The organism is Pseudomonas fluorescens (assembly GCF_001648775.1).
Lineage (GTDB): Bacteria > Pseudomonadota > Gammaproteobacteria > Pseudomonadales > Pseudomonadaceae > Aquipseudomonas > Aquipseudomonas fluorescens_M.
This window is the reverse complement of record NZ_LVEJ01000013.1, coordinates 12,102-31,704: the sequence shown is the minus strand read 5'-3', so window position 1 is coordinate 31,704 and position 19,603 is coordinate 12,102. Positions and strand designations below refer to the sequence as shown.

At 55.7% G+C, this 19,603-nt stretch carries 20 protein-coding genes; 10 read left to right on the top strand and 10 right to left on the bottom strand.

What is annotated here, in order from left to right; all coding sequences use genetic code 11:
• Nucleotides 1-166 precede the first annotated feature (166 nt).
• Entirely contained in the window at nt 167-577 is a 411-nt protein-coding gene (locus tag A8O26_RS13585) for an ASCH domain-containing protein (protein ID WP_064118487.1), read from the top strand.
• Between the two features lie 518 nt (nt 578-1,095).
• Here the strand turns inward: A8O26_RS13585 and A8O26_RS13580 are convergent.
• Both A8O26_RS13580 and A8O26_RS13575 read right to left on the bottom strand, forming a co-directional pair.
• Nucleotides 1,096-1,959 (bottom strand): hypothetical protein, encoded by an 864-nt coding sequence (locus A8O26_RS13580; protein WP_064118486.1) that lies wholly within the window; start codon nt 1,957-1,959, stop codon nt 1,096-1,098.
• 297 nt (nt 1,960-2,256) lie between these two features.
• Entirely contained in the window at nt 2,257-2,619 is a 363-nt protein-coding gene (locus A8O26_RS13575) for a DUF6124 family protein (protein ID WP_064118485.1), read from the bottom strand.
• Between the two features lie 495 nt (nt 2,620-3,114).
• Here A8O26_RS13575 and A8O26_RS13570 point away from each other — a divergent pair, with 495 nt between their 5' ends.
• The gene (locus A8O26_RS13570) at nt 3,115-4,122 is read left to right on the top strand and encodes a hypothetical protein (RefSeq protein ID WP_064118484.1); all 1,008 of its coding nucleotides are present in this window, start codon (nt 3,115-3,117) and stop codon (nt 4,120-4,122) included.
• An 80-nt stretch (nt 4,123-4,202) separates the two neighbouring features.
• Here A8O26_RS13570 and A8O26_RS13565 read toward each other — a convergent pair whose 3' ends face one another.
• Nucleotides 4,203-4,595: a GFA family protein gene (locus A8O26_RS13565; RefSeq protein WP_064118483.1), complete on the bottom strand. Its 393-nt coding sequence runs from the start codon at nt 4,593-4,595 to the stop codon at nt 4,203-4,205.
• A gap of 2 nt (nt 4,596-4,597) precedes the next feature.
• A complete protein-coding gene (locus tag A8O26_RS13560; RefSeq protein ID WP_016984867.1) occupies nt 4,598-4,846 on the bottom strand; it encodes a DUF6555 family protein in 249 nt (82 codons plus the stop codon).
• 184 nt (nt 4,847-5,030) lie between these two features.
• Between A8O26_RS13560 and A8O26_RS13555 the strand changes: the two genes are divergently transcribed.
• Nucleotides 5,031-5,465, top strand: a complete 435-nt coding sequence (locus tag A8O26_RS13555; protein ID WP_064118482.1) for a hypothetical protein — start codon at nt 5,031-5,033, stop codon at nt 5,463-5,465.
• 47 nt (nt 5,466-5,512) lie between these two features.
• On the opposite strand, the gene A8O26_RS13550 is transcribed toward A8O26_RS13555, so the two are convergent.
• The 3 genes from A8O26_RS13550 to A8O26_RS13540 form a co-directional block, all read right to left on the bottom strand.
• Nucleotides 5,513-5,989 carry a hypothetical protein gene (locus A8O26_RS13550; protein WP_064118481.1) on the bottom strand — a complete coding sequence of 159 codons (477 nt, stop codon included), beginning with the start codon at nt 5,987-5,989 and terminating at the stop codon, nt 5,513-5,515.
• A gap of 148 nt (nt 5,990-6,137) precedes the next feature.
• A complete protein-coding gene (locus tag A8O26_RS13545) occupies nt 6,138-6,593 on the bottom strand; it encodes a GNAT family N-acetyltransferase (protein ID WP_064118591.1) in 456 nt (151 codons plus the stop codon).
• Nucleotides 6,594-6,684: 91 nt separating this feature from the next.
• Nucleotides 6,685-8,034: a HEAT repeat domain-containing protein gene (locus A8O26_RS13540; protein WP_064118480.1), complete on the bottom strand. Its 1,350-nt coding sequence runs from the start codon at nt 8,032-8,034 to the stop codon at nt 6,685-6,687.
• 223 nt (nt 8,035-8,257) lie between these two features.
• Here A8O26_RS13540 and A8O26_RS30605 point away from each other — a divergent pair, with 223 nt between their 5' ends.
• From A8O26_RS30605 to A8O26_RS13505, 7 genes are all read left to right on the top strand, one after another.
• Nucleotides 8,258-8,476: a hypothetical protein gene (locus tag A8O26_RS30605; protein WP_437339883.1), complete on the top strand. Its 219-nt coding sequence runs from the start codon at nt 8,258-8,260 to the stop codon at nt 8,474-8,476.
• 161 nt (nt 8,477-8,637) lie between these two features.
• Nucleotides 8,638-10,038 (top strand): GABA permease, encoded by a 1,401-nt coding sequence (gabP, locus tag A8O26_RS13530; RefSeq protein WP_064118478.1) that lies wholly within the window; start codon nt 8,638-8,640, stop codon nt 10,036-10,038.
• 165 nt (nt 10,039-10,203) lie between these two features.
• A complete protein-coding gene (locus A8O26_RS13525) occupies nt 10,204-10,617 on the top strand; it encodes a PaaI family thioesterase (RefSeq protein WP_064118477.1) in 414 nt (137 codons plus the stop codon).
• Between the two features lie 242 nt (nt 10,618-10,859).
• Nucleotides 10,860-12,272: a hypothetical protein gene (locus A8O26_RS13520; RefSeq protein WP_172828162.1), complete on the top strand. Its 1,413-nt coding sequence runs from the start codon at nt 10,860-10,862 to the stop codon at nt 12,270-12,272.
• Nucleotides 12,273-12,410: 138 nt separating this feature from the next.
• Nucleotides 12,411-14,825, top strand: a complete 2,415-nt coding sequence (locus tag A8O26_RS13515; RefSeq protein WP_064118476.1) for a dynamin family protein — start codon at nt 12,411-12,413, stop codon at nt 14,823-14,825.
• On the top strand, nt 14,822-15,727 hold the full coding sequence (locus A8O26_RS13510; protein ID WP_064118475.1) for a diguanylate cyclase regulator RdcB family protein: 906 nt from the start codon (nt 14,822-14,824) through the stop codon (nt 15,725-15,727). The genes A8O26_RS13515 and A8O26_RS13510 overlap by 4 nt, the downstream gene beginning before the upstream one ends.
• Nucleotides 15,727-16,812: a patatin-like phospholipase family protein gene (locus A8O26_RS13505; protein ID WP_064118474.1), complete on the top strand. Its 1,086-nt coding sequence runs from the start codon at nt 15,727-15,729 to the stop codon at nt 16,810-16,812. The genes A8O26_RS13510 and A8O26_RS13505 overlap by 1 nt, the downstream gene beginning before the upstream one ends.
• A 57-nt stretch (nt 16,813-16,869) precedes the next feature.
• On the opposite strand, the gene A8O26_RS13500 is transcribed toward A8O26_RS13505, so the two are convergent.
• From A8O26_RS13500 to A8O26_RS13490, 3 genes are read right to left on the bottom strand one after another with little or no spacing between them, the layout of a single operon-like run.
• Nucleotides 16,870-17,217 (bottom strand): hypothetical protein, encoded by a 348-nt coding sequence (locus A8O26_RS13500; RefSeq protein ID WP_253756852.1) that lies wholly within the window; start codon nt 17,215-17,217, stop codon nt 16,870-16,872.
• Between the two features lie 3 nt (nt 17,218-17,220).
• Complete coding sequence (locus tag A8O26_RS13495; RefSeq protein ID WP_064118473.1) at nt 17,221-17,625, bottom strand: hypothetical protein; 405 nt, start codon at nt 17,623-17,625, stop codon at nt 17,221-17,223.
• Nucleotides 17,622-19,481, bottom strand: coding sequence for an ABC transporter ATP-binding protein (locus A8O26_RS13490; RefSeq protein WP_064118472.1), 1,860 nt, complete (start codon nt 19,479-19,481; stop codon nt 17,622-17,624). Before A8O26_RS13490 ends, A8O26_RS13495 begins: the two co-directional genes overlap by 4 nt.
• Nucleotides 19,482-19,603 lie beyond the last annotated feature (122 nt).

Sequence of the window (19,603 nt, the reverse complement as noted above, 5' to 3'; positions counted from 1 at the left end):
GGAAGCTGGGTTTCGATCATAGCGCTGGAAGCGGTCGTTCGCGAATGACTGTACTCGGCCGATAGCTGACGTCGAACCATTGATCACTACAACGCCGCGATTCATGATTGGCGTAGCCAAATATAAATAAGTATGTGACCTCTCCATGATTTAAAGGGATTGAATTATGAGCATGATTGATGATTTAAAGATCAAGTACCCCGGCGCCATTGCCTGGTCATTTGGGGATGCTCCAGAAATGGCAGATGAGCTGGCTGAACGGGTTGTTAAAGGCGTAAAAACAGCCACATGTAGTTCGTTCTCGTCATTCAAACTTGAAGATGAATCACCCACTCTTGGCGGTTATAGCATCGTCCTCAACAGTAAGGACGAACCGGTATGCGTGATCAGGGTTGTTTCGATGCGTATCACTCGTTACTGCGATGTAGATCAAGATTTTGCAAGGAAAGAAGGCGAAGGGGATCTCAGCCTCAAGTACTGGAGGGAAGGTCATAAAGATTTTTTCCAAAGAGAGGGCTGGTTCGACGAGGCTATGGAACTTGTGGCGGAAGAGTTTGAACTGGTCGAAGTATTGTAATAGGCAAGGCTCCCTAGCACGCAAATACTTGGTGAAGTCGGTGTAAGACCACGTTTAAGTTAATGGAGGTCTGACCCTGAGAGATCCTTTCGATATATTTGGCATGATAATTAATCGTCAGTAGGTACACAGGGCACTTTTAAATGCGCTGTGTATGAGTTCACAGTACGAAATGATTGCAACGTACTGCGCTCAGTCAGGAGAAAGGGTAGAAGCATGGCTTACCATCCTATTAATTTACCTGGAATTGCAGCGCTTACGCTTCAGAAGGCTAACCTCAATGGGAGCCTCTCACAATCCTCGTAACTCAGCTCAAGAACGATTGGCTAATGTTTGCTGACTTCCGCAGGCGTTGATTGGCAGCTTTAGGTCGAAAACGGCCATTCACGATTGACTGCTTCTGGCCAATTGCTGCCCTTCGCAAGGGCCAGCTTTGTGCCGAATAAAGACAGCGGTGCACTGTGGCTAATCTACCCGTTCCTTCCGGCGATAGGATTTTGACCGCAAAGGTGAACTATTCAGCACCATCGTCCTTTCGCGGTGAAGCTCACCAGGCATGTTACGGGATCAACTTGCATCATTATCTCTTCTGGCGGCGAAATAAAGACAGTAGGAAAACCCCACTGAATAGGTGGCTGCGTAATTTCATCGCGTTTATTTGCAAATGCAACTCGCATTCCGCTTCTACTTTTCATTATTTTCAAATAGTTGCTATCAGGGTTTTGGTTGTTAGATGTCAGCCTTTCCTCAGGCAAAACCTCCAGAAAATCAAGATACTTAATAAAGTTTCTTTGTTTTGCTGAATCTCCTGCTAAATACTCAATAGAGTCGGTTATGTGTTTTTTATTACAGAAAAAAGTGTAATTAATGCACCAAAGATCTTTTGTTATGTCACCTTTTAAAGGGGTGGGCCATTTAATAACTGGCAAGGATTTTGAAGGTACTACTCCATCTTTTCCAAACCTAGGCCCAAACAAAGATGACAGGATTGTAGATTTCGCCTCATCGAAAATAACGCATACCGGAGCATCAATTTTTGGCTCGAACTTGGCCAGTTCATTAAACTCCTTGCTTAAAAAAATATTCCTTTGTTCATCGAATATAATTTCACCTTGATTAATGCATCCGCGAAACATAAAGCCGCTTGCAAGACCTAATTCCAGAAAAAAGTGTATAGACCCTATGAAGTTATTGATAGATGCTACATCGCCCACATCATAAGAGACTAAAAGTATTGAGTCGGAAACAATCTCTGATATTTCGAAATTATTGCTCGGGCCTTCGTAGTCGTCAGGTGTTCCGAAAAATACTTTGTTTTTCGCTATGTCAACAAATTGCGAATACTTGTTGTAGATCTCTTCGATCCCAACTTTCTCTATCATGGAGGATTAACCAAGAACGTCTAGAAAGCAGATCAATCTATTCTTGTAATGTTTCAAAATACACCTTTAGTGAGTTGTTATTTCGAGGCTCAACTTCGAGTATTTTTATTAATACGCTACCATCTCCACTGCATGGTATCCACAATCCTTTTTCTGGCCGAAAACGACCACCCACGAATGACTGCTTCCGACCGTTGGCGGTCGATTGTGAACGTCCATTTATGGCCAAAGACAGACGCACCATGTAGCTTTAATCCCTCTGTGGCAGTCTGTCCGCCGCCACAAAGGGATTACCCCTCAATCCACCGGCACAACATTATCCAGCGCTCGATTCACCGCCAGCTCCCCCAGCATCACCACTTGCGCAATCCCCAGCGCAGTTTTGCGGTGGCCGGGGTCCAAGAGGGCGGCGAAGTTGCAGAGCATTTCGGTGGCTGAGCTTAGGGACTCGCTGGCGTTGACGAGCAGGGATTCGCTGTCGTAATCGGCGTTGGCCAAAAACATGGGGGCGTGTTTCTCGTCGCTGCCCATGATGCGTTGGGTTGGCGTGAGGTAGTAATCGAGGGCGCGTTCGGCGGCGTCGTTGAGTGTTCGGGAGTCCGGGAATTTGTAGGGTGAGACTGGATCGGTTTCTGGTGGGTTGGGCGTGACTTTGAACATAGATGACACTCCTGGGAAACGATTAAGGAGCCATCACGATTCGCTACCAAGCGAAGGGTGGCGGCCATGCACAGGTTGGTAGACCGGCCCAGGAACCCGGCGCGTCCGAGGACGCCCTACGCATGGCCACCATAAAACGGAGATCAAGAAAAACGATCTCTGAGAGAGGTGCGCGATGCGCCTGGGAATACCGGGCTACCAAACCCGATCACTGTTTTTCAGTGACCGACAAACGATAAAACCCGCACCCCAGACGCACAAGCCGGCGGATTCTGGCGTAGTCGTAGGCAACGGCGCAAGAAGTTGTAGCCTTAAGCAAGTAACGCGACGTGTCTTTTAAACAATCACGAAAAACTCCTAAACACGCTTCATCAACACACCGTTCAAAATGACGTCCGTCAGTCCACCCTCCAGCTCAGGTAATGGTGCGGAACCCTCACGCCAAGGCACGCACCAACACTAAGTTGCAACTCAAAAAGACGAGGAGGGATACCTATGTCAGTTCATCCAATTCTGTTTCTGGGCGGCTCCGGCGCCATCGGCCACCGTTCTGCCAAAGCCTTGCGCGCCGCCCATCCCGACGTACCGTTACTGATCGGCGGCCGTGACCTGGCCAAGGCTCAGCAAGCCGCCGAGGAAATGGGCGGGGCACAGGGCGTGGTCATTGATCCTGCTGCCGACGACTTGGGGCTGGGCGATCGCCCGGTCAGCGCCGTGGCGGTTTTCTACATGGATCATTCCCTGGCCGGGCTGCGTTTCGCGCAGCAGCGCAAGATTCCGCATCTGAGCATTTCTTCCGGCGTGTTCGAGATTGCGCCGCAAATCGCCAGTTACATCCATCGCCCTGACGCGGCGCCCATCGTGCTCGGTTACGAATGGATGGTGGGTGCAACGACGGTGGCGACGCTGCACCTTGCCGAGTCGTTTTCGCGGGTGCGCGATATCCGCATCGATGCGCTGGTCGACGAGGAGGACGGTGGCGGGCCGACCGTGGCCAAGGATTTCGAGCACCTGAACAAGATGCTGCCGGCCGCCCTGATTCGGCGCGATGGCGATTACGTCTGGCGTGAAGGGGAGGACAAGAACGTTAGCTTCCGCGCGGTAGACGGTATATCGATGCCAGCCAGCGGTTTCTCGTCCATCGACGTCACCGGGCTGGCGGCCGCCACCGATGCGCCGAATGTGCAGTTCAATCTCGGCAGCGGGGTCAGTTCTTCGCGTCGCGCGGGACAGCCGATGTCTACCGAAATTCTCATCGAAATGGTCGGCGAAGATCGCAGCGGGCGACCGATGCACACGCGGCATGCACTCGTTCATCCGGCAGGTGCTGCGGCGCTGACGGGGTTGAGTGTCGCGATGCTGCTGGAGCGACTGCTCGGGCTCGATGGTCGAGCGCCTACGCCGGCAGGTCTTTACTTCCCTTATCAGTTGCTGGAGGCCGGCGCGTATCTGGAGCGTCTGAGCAAGGAGGGCGGTGAGTTGCTTGAGCTGAAGTTGCAATAAGGCAGGTCGCTATCGGCAATGCCGATCTTGCTCATTGAACCGCTGACGAGCCTTGATGCGCTCGTCAGCGGTCATTTGCTCTAAGGCGACTGCCAAGCCCCACCATCCGCCACAGGCACCTCGCCCAGATCATAGGGATTGACCCCTTCAAGGCAGCCAACATTGAAGCCGAACTCCTGCGGATTGGTGCTACGTCGGTGATGGGTGTAGATGCCACAGTTACCGCAGAAAAAATGCTCGGCCACTTGCTGGCCAAAGCTGTACTTCAACAGTGCGGATTTTCCTCGGATCACTTTCAGGTCGGCCGCCGGCACTGCGGCGACAATCGCGCCCCGGCGTTTGCAGAACGAGCAGTCGCAGCGATGGGGCGTGGGCAGGCCGTCGGGCAAGTGGATTTCGAGGATCACGGCGCCGCAATGGCAACTGGCGCGATGGTCGCGGCGGATCAGTGTGTTGCCGATCTGTTTGAGCATGATCAAGCCTCCATCCAGTCCACCGTTGCCGTTTCCCGCCATTTGACCTCGGTGATGCCGAACCGCTCGGCCTGGGGTTTGGAGATGACTTTCAACGGTGGCTTGCCGGGTTTGGGAATCGGCGCAATGCCGGCGTCGCAGCTCGCCCAATGCCATGCGTCAGCGTTGCGCATGGTTTTTGCGCGGATGACGAAAGACTTTGGCTGGCCGTGAAGTTTGTATTCGATGACGAAGATGTCGACGTTACTCATGCGTTCCTCCTTACGCTCATACGCAAATGAGTTTTGCCGACAAAAAAAATTCAAAGGATTTTCGGGGTTTGTTTCAGGCCGCTGACAATTGTTTTGCTTTGAACGGTTGGGACTGGCCGCAGCCTAAAAATCAAGTCCCCGCGCGGACTAACAGACCCCACGATTTCACCCCCGGAGGCTGCCAGTGAACAAGACGATCAGCGCCGAGGATTTGAACATTCAGCTAAAACACAACGATGACGCTGCCCTGTTCAAGTGGCTGCTTGCCAGTTTCCTGATGGGCAAGCGGATACAGGCCGAAATCGCCGCCGAAGCCTATCGGGTGATTGCCGATAAACACGGGCGCGATACACCGCGCAAACTGGCGGCGTGCAGCCATCGTGAACTGGTCGCGATGCTCGGGGAGGCGCATTACGTGCGTTACGACGAAACCACCGCCGTGCGGCTGCTCGCCTTGGCACGCCGGTTAAACGACGAGTACGCGGGCAAGGTCAGCCATATGATCGAGGTCAGCGCTGATCGCCAGGCGTTTGAGAAACGCCTGGCAGAATTCGACGGCATCGGTCCGAAAACCGTGGAAATTTTCATGCGTGAAGCAAGCGCTGTGCTTGGCCTTTGATCGCGGGCCGTGACAGAGAAACGGTCACCGCCCGCGTCGTGTAAAGCCTATTTGACTCGGCCGCCAGAACGATTGATTGCCAACAGGCACAGCCCGACCAACAGGGCTGCGCCTGCAACGAGCAGCGCCGAAGGTTGCATCGGTTGGCGCAAGCCTGCCGCTGTATGCCGCTGCGATATCGCCCGTGGTCGGGTTTCAACGGTCATTTCGTCAAGCCTCTGGATTGGCGTAACGACTTCTGCCTGAAAGGGCATTTCCTCGATGCTCAGACGCAGGCCATCTGACAACTCCAGGGTGCGCGCGGTGATCGTGCCGACGAGTCTGTCTGGATACACCGGTTCGCCATTGGGATCGAGTTGGTCATAGAAGAAATTCTGCCCTTCGAGCCAACCCACGGCCGTCTGCAACTCAGGGCCCAGGTAGTATTTGCCGTCGAGGAAAAATCCAGAAAATTGCGGCGCGCGCTCGACGCTTTCAATGCGATAACGCTCACCCGGTTTCATACCGGTTTCAGGGGCAATCATGGTCAATCCCTCCGCTGTAGGTTCAGCGGTAGAGAACAAGGATTGACCGTCGTTCCATGTAAAGGAGTAAAGGTAGCGGTTGTCGAGGAACTGGCCGGCAAACGGTCAAAACAATTCCGCCCGGTGAAGGCCGGGCGAAGTAGCAATGCTACAGGTCCAATGCTTTCGCCATGATGATCGTGCGCTCCGATCCGTGGAACTCGTCGCGGATTTTCTGAAAGCCGAGCGAAGCGTAAAAGCCCTCCGCGGTGATTGAGGAGGGAACACGAAGCACCTCCATGCCAGCGTCGAGTGCGCTTGATTCAATCTGCGCCATCAGGTGTCTTCCAATGCCCTTGCCCTGATAGCGCGGGTCGACAAATACGCTGCGGACAACATTCTTATCCATACTTGCCGTTGCGACGACTCGGCTGTCGATTGTTGCGACGAGTACTTGGCGTTCGGTCAACCATTGAAGGATCGCCTCAGGCGTAAAGTGTTGCGTCACTTGATTGATGATTTCCGGAGAATAGTCCTGCGCATTGGACTCGCGCAGCGTGTGGATGATGGTTTGACTGATGGCCGGCGCATCTGTATGCGTAGCCTTTCGAATCAGGTAATTGATCAAGCCAGCGCTCTCCCGATTTACGGCGTGGGTTGTTCGATCCGGTGCCTAATAGGCGGTTCACAACGGCCGCGCTGATCAGCCCGGTCACTCAGGACAGCAAACGCACACCCGAGCGGATCAGTCCTTGTGCCGTCAACTCTCGAATCTTTTCCCGCAACGCTTCGCGCTCGGCCTTGGGCGTTATCGGATCGGCGGCCAGATACTGCCGGTCGCACCACGATTCGATTTGGCTGATCCAGTAAGTCTGTCCGGCATGCCCCGTGTCGAGGCGGCCTAACAAGTAGCCGATTTGTTGCCAGGTCGGCAGCAGTTGGAAAATGGCGCTGCGGCGCGTCAGCGGGAGTTCATGCCAGTCTTGATCAAGTTTGGCTTTCACGCCACGGATCAACAGCGGCCAGGACACTTCGTCCAGTCGCGCAATCACCACCGAAAAAACTTTATCCGACGGATCATCGAGTGCCGCGAACAGTTCAGGCAATTGATCATCGCGAAGCAGGCGCGCTGCGGCCTGTCGCACGGTGACAAAAGCCGAACGTAATGCGCGGGCATGCCAGTGCTCTGGCAACGTGTCAGCGAGTTCACTGGTCAGGCCAAGCACGCCCAGCCAGTGTTGTTTTGCTGAGGGCAAAGGTTGACTCAAGCGCTCGGCGAGGACTGTGTGCGCATCAACGTCGTTACGCGGAGCGGCCCACAGCGCCAGATTGCGCACTGCCGGTGACACATCCAACAGGGCTTCGCGCAGAACAGGTTTTGGATCGGCGAGCAGCGGCAGCAGCGCATACAGCACGAGCGCGCGGATTTTGGCGCCCGGGTGTGACATCGCTTCAAGCAGCAACGGCAGACGTTGTGCCGCCGGCAACATCGCACTCGCCGGCACTGCCATCGAGCGTACGGTCAACTCGCGATGCGCCAGAGCGCTGCGCAGCAGGGTTTCGGGGTTCTCAGGATTTTCCAGCAACAGCGCAAACAGGTAGCGCGCGGTTTTGCCCTGACGATGCAAGAAGTCGGCATACACCTCATCCCGGCATTGCGCCGATTGCAGCAGTGCACGCACCGTCGACAGCGTCTGGCTGTGGTCGACCCGGCGTTGCGCTGCCAGTGCCATCAACGGTTCAAGGGCGGACAGCCAAGCCTGGGTGTGGGCGGGCGACAAGTAGTGTTGCAGGCCCGCCGCCGCCAGGTCGCGCACCTGCGGGACCCAGTCGTTCAGGCGTTCGATCAACACCGCTAATGCTTCAGCAGACGGCTGCCTGCACAGCTCCCGCACCGCGACTTCGCGAACAAAACCGTTGTGGTCATTGCTCACATCTGCCCAAGTGCCAGTGTTGCCAAGGCGAGTGAGGATCTCCAGCGCCTCGTTGCGCCGATAGTCTTCATAAGTGGCAGGCTGTCCTTGCTTTTGTGCCAACCGGGTCAGCCAGTCTTGTGTGGTGTTCATCGGGCAGTGCGTCCTTGCGGGGGCAAATTGTTTTGCGCAAAAGCGTCAGCGTACGCGACTTGCACCGGAGGGCAAAAAAATCCTTGTTTTTCAGAAGACTTCATATCAGTCAGGAGCGACCTGATTTTTTCAAGCTCTTCAAACGTTACCTCATGGGTGATGACCATTTTGGCCCATGGCGGGCATTGCTCTGCGGCCTCAGAAGCTTCAGGACCTCCGGCACATGGAAATTGCCCCGCATTTCATCATTCATGAAACCGAACACTGGATCATCAATCACCATCTGGCGAACACGCTTCCCGGCTATCTGATACTGGGGACAAAGGTTGAAGCCGCGTCGCTGACTGAAGGGTATCCCTCTCGACCTTTCGGTCTTCAAATGTCGATATCAGACACAACCATGGCGCAATCAGGCTACTTAGCCATTCGTCAGGCCCGGTAAGGTGAGGTGTCTTCACATCAAAATAATCCCATCCAGATCATGGGGTTGATAAGAACTGCGGCGATTGGACGGTCTTCTTTCGGGGGGGCAACAGGCAACGATCGTGCTCGTTTGCCCAGTCAACTCGCTCAAATGTCTCTCAGCAGAGAATAAAAAAACCAATGATCAGCCCGAACTCAACGGATTCGAGTAGCCAATTGGCGCAGGGCTTCAAGCCTCGTCACGTCACCATGCTGTCCATCGCCGGGATTATCGGCGCCGGATTGTTCGTCGGCTCGGGGCATGCCATTGCGGCGGCGGGGCCAGCGGTTCTGCTGGCTTATCTGTTCTCGGGTTTGCTTGTGGTTTTGGTCATGCGCATGCTCGGTGAAATGGCGGTGGCCAATCCGGACACCGGTTCGTTCTCCACCTATGCCGATCAGGCCATCGGGCGCTGGGCCGGTTTCACCATCGGTTGGCTTTACTGGTGGTTCTGGGTGTTGGTGATTCCCATCGAAGCGTTGGCCGCCGGGCATGTGCTGAACCAATGGTTTCCTCAGGTCGATGCCTGGCTGTTCGCGTTGGGCTCGATCATTGCGCTGGTGGTGACCAACCTGTTCAGCGTGTCCAAGTACGGTGAATTCGAGTTCTGGTTCGCCATGGCCAAGGTCGTGGCGATCATTGGTTTTATCGGTGTCGGTTTTGCCGTGTTGATGGGCTGGGTGCCCGACCGTGAAGTCAGTGGATTGAGCGGGCTGATGGCTGCGCACGGCGGGTTTGCGCCCAATGGCCTGTCGGCGGTGGTTGGCGCCTTCATCACCATCATGTTCAGCTTCATCGGCACGGAAGCGGTGACCATCGCCGCAGCCGAATCCAACGATCCGTCGCGCAACATTGCCAAGGCCACGCGTTCGGTGATCTGGCGCATCGGCGTGTTTTACCTGTTGTCGATCTTCGTGGTGATCTCCGTGGTGCCCTGGAATGATCCGTTGCTGGCGTCGGTCGGCTCTTATCAGCGCGCCCTGGAAATCATGAACATTCCCCATGCCAAGTTCATGGTCGATGTGGTCGTGCTGATCGCCGTGGCCAGTTGCATGAACTCTTCGATCTACATCGCCTCGCGCATGTTGTATTCGCTGGGGCGGCGTGGCGACGCGCCGAAAATGCTCAGGACAACCTCCTCGGCAGGCGTGCCACGGGCCGCTGTTATTGCCAGCACCGTGCTCGGTGCTTCGATCACCGTGTGGAGCTATTTCATGCCGGCCGGGTTGTTCGAATTCCTGCTGGCCAGCTCCGGTGCGATTGCCTTGCTGGTGTATTTGGCGATTGCGGTTTCGCAGCTGCGCATGCGCCGCATATTGCGTCAGCGCAAGGTCGAACTGACCTTTCGCATGTGGCTGTTTCCGTGGCTGACGTGGTTGGTAATCGTGTTCATTTGTGCCGCGCTGGCGGTGATGATGATCACCCCCGAGCACCGCACCGAAGTCACCACCACCATTGGCCTGGCGCTGGCGATTTCCTTTATCGGCCTGGTGACGTCGCGTCATCCTGCGCCGGCGGCGCGAGTGACTTCGGTCGGGTAAAAAAGGGAGCGGATTGCGCTGATCTATTGATGTCGCCGGGCGTTATCACTGCAAATTCCGCATCCGTATAGTGCTTGCCCCGTTACGCGTTCGCCCATAAACCCTCTCACTGAAGCGAAGTATTCAGGTCAATGACGCCGGTAGTCGCCGGCGCACGGAGGGATCATGGACGCCACCGCAATTCCCGAGGGTTTCACCCCGTTTACCCGCAGCAGTCCGTTGCTTGATCTGCTGGGCCCGATCTACGCGCGGGGCAGTGGGCTGCAACTGGAACTGGGCTTGTTGACTGACTCACGTCATGCCAATGGCCGTGGCACCTTGCATGGCGGCGTCCTGGCGACCTTGGCCGATGTCGGCATGGGCTACGCCATGGCATTTTCCAGCGACCCTCCACAGCCTTTGATCACGGCGAGCATGACCCTGGATTATCTCGGCGCGGTGAAAATGAATGAGTGGCTGGAAGTGCGTCTTGAGTACTCGAAAAAAGGACGGCAACTGGCGTTTGCTGCCGTCAGTTTGCATGTCGGTGAGCGAACGGTTGCACGGGCCAGTGCGGTGTTTGCGGTGCCGATGGGTTGAAAGTGAGTATTCATCAAAGCGTTGATCGCTGTGCCATTAACCCTTGCGCCACTGCATCTTTTGGCGCACCCGTTGAAACTCGTACGGTAAGCCAATCAGGGCCGTTTCTGATTGAGTTTCGGCCGCGTCGATAGAACTTTGGTCGGTGTCTGGCGTGATGGCATTTCGATGTCTTCCTGTGCATAATCGGGCGCCGCTGCCAAAGCAGACTGAAGTGGAATCATGGGAAAGGGAGCGCCTTCGTGCGCCTTTTCGACATCATATTGGCGATCTTGGAGATGGATCGGCCAGCCAGTTTCAGTCAGTCGCGAGCAGCTTTGAGATCGAAAGGAATCAGCATGACGCAGAGGGTGGTGCAAACGATTTCTCGTGCCTGGTCGCGCATGGGAGAGCTGAGTCGACTTCGTACTCCGTCCCAACGCAGTGAATACATCGTTGAGGATTTCGCCGATGACCGGGTGATCGTATTGGTCGCCTCCAAGCGCCACGTCCTGCTCAGATCGGCGTTCGAAGCTGCGCTGAATTACCTTCACCAACACAGCCATGGGATTGAAAGTCCGTGCCTGATCAAGTCGAACAATGATCCGACGCTATCCGGCCCGCTCTGTCGTGCCAGTAGAGTTACGTTGAGCGGGGCGTACGGACCGCGAAACATCAATTACGTACTGCCAATTCTGCAAGCCCTCGGCGTGGTCGATATTCGCACATCGACGCCTAATGCTGTCTGGCTCGTGACGCCTCTCGCAGCCAATGATCTTTCATTTTCGAACCCGGTACGACGAGTCGGGAAGGGCTTGCTCACTGCCAGGCAATTTGATTTTGCGCGGTATCTGAGCGGGTTATGGACAGGTGCAGCAGGTTCGTTTTCGCATCGCTACAAGGTCAGTAGGCACCATTCCTGGAAAGACTGGAGAGCTCGGCATGGCGCCAGCGATTGGTGGTGCCAGAGCTTGAGCCAGGCGAATCAACACTATTGCTGGCCTGAAAAAGCCGCACCGCATGATTTTGCGAGTATTGCAGCTGAGCTGCGCAAGAGTCTGGCGGCCAATGATGATGCTGCAGCGTTGGTTGCGTGCAAGGCGATCTTTGCCTGGGGGGGCGTTGCACGAAAGGCGGATGATGCTTCTTTGCTTTGGGTGCAGTCGCAGGCAGCTGCCAAGACTTTGTGCCGCTCAATTCTGCAGGCCGTTGACTTGCTTGACCGTCAATCTGCGGCATCGTTGATCGATTTCAACGGGAAGACACTGTTGATGAATTCGGCCATGACCAAGATCTATGCCGCTGCAGCGCCGGACAGCTTGATTATTTATGACGGTCGCGTGGGAGCCGCCTTGGGCTTGTTGGCGCGCACTTGGTTGCTGGCAAACGCTCAACGCACAGTTCCCACGGACTTGGCGTTTCGCTGGGGCCCGAATACCAAGACCGAGAACCAGAAGGACGAAACGAGAAATCCTTCGCAAGATCTGTTCATTTTTACAAACCTCTATACCGCCTCCAGCGACATTCCTGCACGTAACAGCGAGTGGGCTGAACTGGTGCGGATGAGCAGCCGCTTGCTGCGGGCTACGGGCGAAATTCTCGGCGCGCAGGGTTACACGGTGACATTAAGCATGTTGGAGCGTTCGTTGTTTATGTTGGGGTACGACGTTCGCTGATAGCACGCCGTGAGTTTTCAAGTTTCTGAGGCGTTGGCCATGATCCCTTCGTTATTAGATGCAGTGACAGCTGTTGTGAGTAAAGCATTGGCAGATTCAAGGACCACAATCCGGGCCGCTAATTTTCAAGGAGATCAGATGTACGAGCAAAATATCGAACTGCTGCGCGAAGAATCCCTGCGTTTGCTTGAAGTGGAAATCGATCTGCTGCAACGAATGAAGGACGCGGACGGCGTTGTGGTCGATGAGCACAGTCATGAGCACCAGACGTTTACCCAAGCCAGCATCCAGAAAGATTTGCAAATGCTCCGGGGCGAAGTAGACAAGCTTCAGCGTCTGGAAATGGTGCTGGCCGTTGTCGGTACGATGAAGGCAGGCAAATCGACCACGATTAACGCCATTGTCGGCACCGAGGTGCTCCCGAATCGCAACCGGCCGATGACCGCGTTACCGACGTTGATTCGTCACACGCTTGGACAGATCGAGCCTGTTTTGCGTCTGGAAAACATTGGCCCGATCAACAGTGTCGTAGCTGAGTTGCATGAGTTGTTGCGTGACCCCGCCGGGCAGCAATTGCCCTACGAACTGAGTGACGACAAGGATATGCAGTCCCTGCTGCGGCTAATTGACGAGAATCAGCGGTTTGACAACTGCTATCAGGGGGCTGAGGCCATTTTCTGGTTTCTCAGAAGCTTGAATGATCTAGTGCGCGTAGCGCTCGAGTTGGGCGTGGACTTCCCATTTGATAGCTATGACGAAATTCACGAAATCCCCGCTATTGAAGTCGAGTTTTCCCATTTGGCCGCAATGCCAGAAGGTTTGGGCCGTCTGACCTTGCTCGACACGCCCGGCCCGAATGAAGCCGGCCAGCAGCATCTTCGCAAAATGCTAGGCGAGCAACTGAAAAACGCCTCGGCTGTTTTAGCCGTTCTGGACTTCACTCAACTCAAGTCAGATGCTGACCAGCATGTGCGCCAAGAGCTGGAGCGAATCGCAGATGTAGCTCAAGGGCGGATGTTTGCGCTCGTCAACAAGTTCGATGAGAAAGATCGCAACAGTGATGATGAGGCGCAGACCAAACGCCTTGTTGCTGATTCATTGATGGGGGGACGACTACAGCATTCTCAGGTATTCCCCGTATCGTCAAAATTCGGCGATCTTGCCAACCGTGCACGACGCGAGTTGGCACTCAATGGCTGCTTGCCTACGATTGTCGGCGAACAGAACGCTTGGGTGGAGGACTTCGGTAAAGCGGCGTTCGGCATGCTTTGGACGAGTATGGTGACAAATCCGGAGGCCGTGAAAACAGCGGCCAACGCACTCTGGAATGCCTCGTTGTTCGCGGCCCCTCTGGATCAGATCATTCGTAAAGCCCACGCCGGCGCTGCGACACTTGCCGTGGCTTCTGCTGCCGCCAAGCTCGCTGACATCGCGGGCAGATTGAACAACTTTCTCTCTGTTCGAGATGCCGCGCTGGGAAAGGGCGTAGAAGAATTGAGCGAGCAGATCAATTCTTTGCGCAGTGACATCGAACGTATCACCGGTCTCGAGGCCAAGACGCGAAAGGATGCCGAACGCGCCTTGCAAGCCATTGATGGAAAAATGAATAAGGTCTTTTCTGAAATTCGTGCCGCCATCAGCGCTCAGATTCAAGAGGGATTCAAAGCGGGCAAGGAAACCGAAGAGCAACAACCTCCGGAGCGCAAAAGAGAGTCTCTGACCGGACTGCTCTCGATGCTGACGGGTGCGGGTAGCCAACGGAGGCTGGAGAGACGACGTACGACTTACGGCTATGAGTTTAATGAAGACACGCCTGTCATCAAACTCAGCAATCGGGAAAAAGCTCAAGAGATTACGCAGGGTATCGAGAATGGAGTCCGGGAGATAATCACGCTCAATGAAAGGCGTTTAGTCGCAGAGACTGAGCTCATTTTGCGAGATTTTCATGTTTTGTTCGAGCAAGGCATTTCAACTCAGGCCAGTGAGATTATCAGTCAACTCAACCAGCGTTTGAACCGCAGCGGTTTTTCCATTGCAATCAAATTGCCTCCCATGCCAGCGCTTTCAATGCGACCTTCCAGTGGAGAAGTGTTGGGTGAGGTCATCGAAAACAAGCAGCGCAGTGTGCGTCGGCGGCGTCGAGCCGGTGGCCTGTGGGGCGGCATTTGCAGCTTCTTCGAGACAGATGACTGGGGTTGGGAAACCTATTCGTCGAAAGAGGAATATTTTGAAATCGACGTCAATAAGGTGAAGGCCTCTATCGAAAAGTCTGTCGCCGATGTGTTCGCTGGTTTGGCGAGTGCCACGGTCGAGACCATCGCCAAGCCACTGGAAGCCAGTGTTGACAACTTCTTTGATGAACTCAGGCTCACCGTCGAGTCCATTCGCAGCGACCTGAATCAAAGTATTCGCGACAAACAGTCCGATCAAGGGCAGCAGCAAAGACTGGGTAAACTGCTGGCAGGCTTCAAACGCCATGTGCCAGGTATTCAAAAGGACAGTGATGCGCTCAAACGTGACGTCCCTTCCGCGGGCGTTGAGGTGGCGGTATGAGTGAGCAGACCCCGATTTCACCCGGCTCGGATATCTGCCAGACACTGACGTGTCTGCCCGAAAAATTCGTGGTGGATTTTGCCAACGGCATTGATGTCGCGCGGGAGCGCCAACGTTACATGGCCAAGCGGGATGGGTTTTTCACTCGCCTTTTCGACGGCTTTACCGGTCAGGGTGATCGCAATCAGGCTGAGATCAACGCAAGCCTTACTGATGGCGTGGAAGGTGCGTTGAACTGGTTGAAGGATTTGAGCGAGTCGTTGGCCAAAAGCAATCATGCGATTGTTCAAGTCAACACCCGGGTCAACGCCCTCAAACATGATGTCGCCACCCTCGTCGATTTTTCGATAGAGAGCCGCCAGGCCATTAACCTGCTTTCGCAACGTCTGGATGAGCGTTGTGATGAGCTGGATCGCAATGTCGCAAGGATTGACCGACTACAGCAGGCGCATCTGCACCTTGACGATGTTTTCGGGAAGTGGGGAGCAGGGCGGTTCAATATGTTCACGCTGTCCGGGCGCTGCTACGCAGCACTTGAAGAACTGCGATGGGGGGCGTTTGGCGACTATTGCCAGACCGTGTCCGGGCACGAACGACAGAAACAGCTCGAGCGTCTGGCCAATCAGGCAATCATTCAGATGAACAAGGATGCAGGAATCAGTCAGGGCGAGCGTATCGCGACTCGCGACCGGTGGCTGGCTCGTCCTGTTGGAAGTGTCGTTTCGGCTGATGGCGAAGATGCTATTCGCTATCTGGGGGACTGGACGGACCCATATTCCACACCGTTCGCATTTGCGGCCTCGCAGACCCCGGAAGCGTTGCCTGTGCATCTGCCAAGGATCATTGCGGCGCCAAGGGTGACAGAAGCCATGATCAGCGAGCTGTTTCTGGAGGCCTTGTGATGACTGCTCCCATGAAGGTCGGTTTGGTACTTTCCGGTGGTGGGGCCAAGGGGGCTTATCAGGTCGGTGTGCTCAGAGCCTTGCGCGAACTCGGCACCCGCATTGATGCAGTTTCAGGCGCCAGCATTGGCGCCCTCAATGGCGGCGTCCTGGCTTCTTCTCCATCACTGGATATTGCTATCGAGCGCCTTGAGGCCGTTTGGGAACGGTTGGCCAATGAATCCCCGTTAAGCATGAAAGCGCCTGGGTATCTGGCGCTGTTGGCTGCAGCGGGCTTGCGGGTCCAGGGTGCAGGCGCTGTGTTGGGGCTTGTTCATGCCGTGAAGAAAATAGCGGGGGCCTTTGAGTTCGAGTTACCGAGCTGGCTGGACGGGCTCGACGAAGGCTTGCTGGACGACCAGCCGTTGAAGCAGTTGATGGATGAGTTTCTCGACAGCAAGCAGCTAGCGACAGGGATGCCACTCTATGTCTCGTTGTATCGCAGCAACGGCGGTCTACAGGACTTGGCGTCAGCATTCATGGCCGAGTTGGGGCTAAGCAATACGTCGGATTCGGAGTTTGTGCATATACAGTCCCTTGAGGAAGACTTACGCAAACAGGCTTTGCTGGCTTCTGCTGCAATCCCGCTATTGTTCGCCTCCCGCAAACACGGTGAAAAACGTTACTCGGACGGCGGACAAGGTGGCTGGCAGACGATGCAGGGTAATACGCCAATCACCCCATTGCTGGAAGCTGGATGCAATCTGGTGATCGTTACTCACCTGAGTGATGGATCGCCATGGAGCCGTCAACGATTTCCGGATGCGACCATTCTGGAAATTCGGCCCCAGCAAAGCCTGAACCGAGCGACGGGTCTCATGAGCGGCGCTCAGGACTTGCTCGGTTTTGATGTCGACAAGATCCCCACGTGGATCGAACAGGGTTATCAGGACACGCTGCATTGTGTTGGACGGGTCATGAAGGCTCAGCAAAGCCGCGACGAATTGCGTGTCGCGCAAGCGGCTCTCGCAGGCATCGCAAATGAGTCCGCAAGTGCCGATGCCACACTGGCCGATGCAATGGCACGATTATCCAGGCAGCCCTGACAAGACTGGCTGATGGAGCTCGCTGATCTGCAAGCGAATGGCCGCCACGGAGACTTTTTACACGGCAAAGGTCAGCACTCTCGTCTCTTGAATATCCTCGATTAACGCAACGACTTGCTGTTTTGGAGGAGGGAAAAGATCGGGATATTCATCTGCCAGGTATTCGATAACCGTGCCTTGATCCCACGGACCGAGAGAAGTCAGGTAGTCACTGTACTGATTTTGAATTTCTCTCCAGGATGGATAAGGATGCTTGGAGAGGAGCATATCTGTCTGGGTGTAAATAATTTGAAACTGCACGGCTCTATTTCCCGTATTTGAGACAGCTGTCATGAATTGTCTTTCAGTCGGCGCCTTCTGGTCGAAGAAGGCATGGGCCGTGAGTGCGCTATTGGCCGATGCCATCCTCTACCGGCGTGAGACTTTCAGTGACTGCGGATCGAATGAAACATTGGCCATACTTCGAGCGTCGGCGACTAATTGCCATTGCCCAGCAGTGACGCCAATTTCGCGCAGAGTCCATTGCCCGGGGCCGGACCAAGACAGTTCTATGTACGGCCCTTCAAGTGCTTTGCTCGCTATTAACATGTCGACTTCGTCGGCAGGCCCCGGGAGCATGCCGCCGACAGCAATGGGCACGCGCTGACGCAAAAGGCTGTTGAGCAGGCTCAGCAACTCGGCACGTGATGTGTAATGCACGCTGTGCTCCCCGACTTCGGTGTCGGCAAACACCAGGCTGCCGGTTTCGGTGTCCACCGAGCTGATCAACGTGAGATGCGTCGGTGGCCGGCCTGAGCCTTTTGAATACCTCATGCTTGATCCATCGCCGCCGCCACGCCTTGATCTTCCCCGAGAAACCCACCGCTCTGATGCTGCCAGAGCCGCGCATAGATGCCGTTTCTGTTGAGCAATTCGGTATGGGTGCCTTGCTCGATAATCCGCCCCTCATCCATGACGATCAGTCGATCCATCGCCGCAATCGTCGACAACCGATGGGCGATGGCGATCACGGTTTTGCCCTGCATCATTTCATCGAGGCTTTCCTGAATGGCCACTTCGACTTCAGAGTCGAGCGCACTGGTGGCTTCGTCGAGCAACAGGATCGGCGCGTTCTTGAGCATCACGCGCGCGATGGCGATGCGTTGGCGCTGGCCGCCGGAGAGCTTGATGCCACGCTCGCCGACCAGCGTGTCGTAGCCGCTGTGGCCTTGCTTGTCGCTGAGTTGGCTGATGAAACCGTCGGCCTGCGCATTGGCGGCGGCGCGGCGGATGTCTTCGTCGGTGGCGTCCGGGCGGCCGTAGGCGATGTTGTCGCGAATCGAACGGTGGAGCAGCGACGTGTCCTGCGTGACCATGCCGATCGCGCTGCGCAGACTGTCTTGAGTCACCTGCGCGATGTTTTGCCCATCGATGCGAATTTCACCGCTGTCGACGTCATAGAAGCGCAGCAGCAGATTGATCAGCGTCGATTTGCCGGCGCCGGAACGCCCGACCAGACCGATCTTTTCACCGGGACGAATGTTCAGGCTCAGGTTGTCGAGGACCTGGCGTTCGCCGTTGTAGTTGAAGCAGACCTTGTCAAAAGACACCGCGCCGCCAGCGGGGGCGAGCACGGCGGCGTTCGGCGCATCCTGCACTTTTGGGCCACGGGTGAGGGTGGCCATGCCGTCCTGCACGGTGCCGATGTTCTCGAACAGCGACGTCATCTGCCACATGATCCAGTGCGACATGCCGTTGATGCGCAACGCCATCGCCGTGATCGCCGCGACGGCGCCGGTGCCGACCTGACCCAGATGCCACAGCCACAGGGCATAGCCGCCGGCGCCCATGATCAGCCCGACCACCAGCGCCTGATTGACGATCTCGAACTGGCTGACCAGACGCATCTGGCGAAAACCAGTGAGCTTGAAATCCTCCATCGCCGCGCGTGCGAAGTGCGCTTCACGCTTGGAGTGCGAGAACAGTTTGACCGTGGTGATGTTGGTGTAGGCGTCGGCGATGCGCCCGGTCATCGACGAGCGCGCATCGGCCTGTTCCTGGCCGACCTTGCCCAGGCGCGGCACAAAATACAGCATGGCCAGCCCGAACAACGCGAGCCAGGCAATGAACGGCAGCATCAGTTTCAGCGCAAAACCGCCAGCCAGGGCGATGATCGCAATGAAGTAAACACCGATGCCCGGCGCGATTTCGATGAGGGTGAACAGCACTTCGCGCACGGCCAATGCCGTCTGCATGACCTTGGTCGTGACCCGCCCGGAAAATTCATCGGAGAAAAACGAAAGGCTTTGCCGCAGCATCAACCGGTGAAAGTCCCAGCGCAGCCGCAGCGGCAGATTGATCGCCAGTATCTGGTGCTGGACCATGGTGCGCAGCGCCACCAGGCCGATGCTGACGAACAGGACGATGCCGATGCCCCACAGCACGCGGCTTTCTTGCGCGTTGACACCGCCGCCGGCCTGCCAGGTCGAGAGCAGATCGACGACCTGACCGAGAAAGGAAAACAGCCAGGCCTCGTAGATCGACACCCCGGCACTGAGCAACGCCAGCGCGAGGATATAACCGCGTGCGCCGCGCGTGCACGCCCACAGAAACCGCATCAGGCCGATTGGCGGTGGGGGTGCTTCGTCAGGGGGAAAGGGGTCGAGTCTTCGTTCAAACACGCGAAGCATTGGGGTCTCCGAAATAATCAGGTTCAGCGAATTCTGCCATTTAATTGCAGCTTTGAGGGTTCGCCCTATCAGCTACGCTAACGGTTCAAGTGACTTGAGCAGAACAAAATGCAGCGAACACA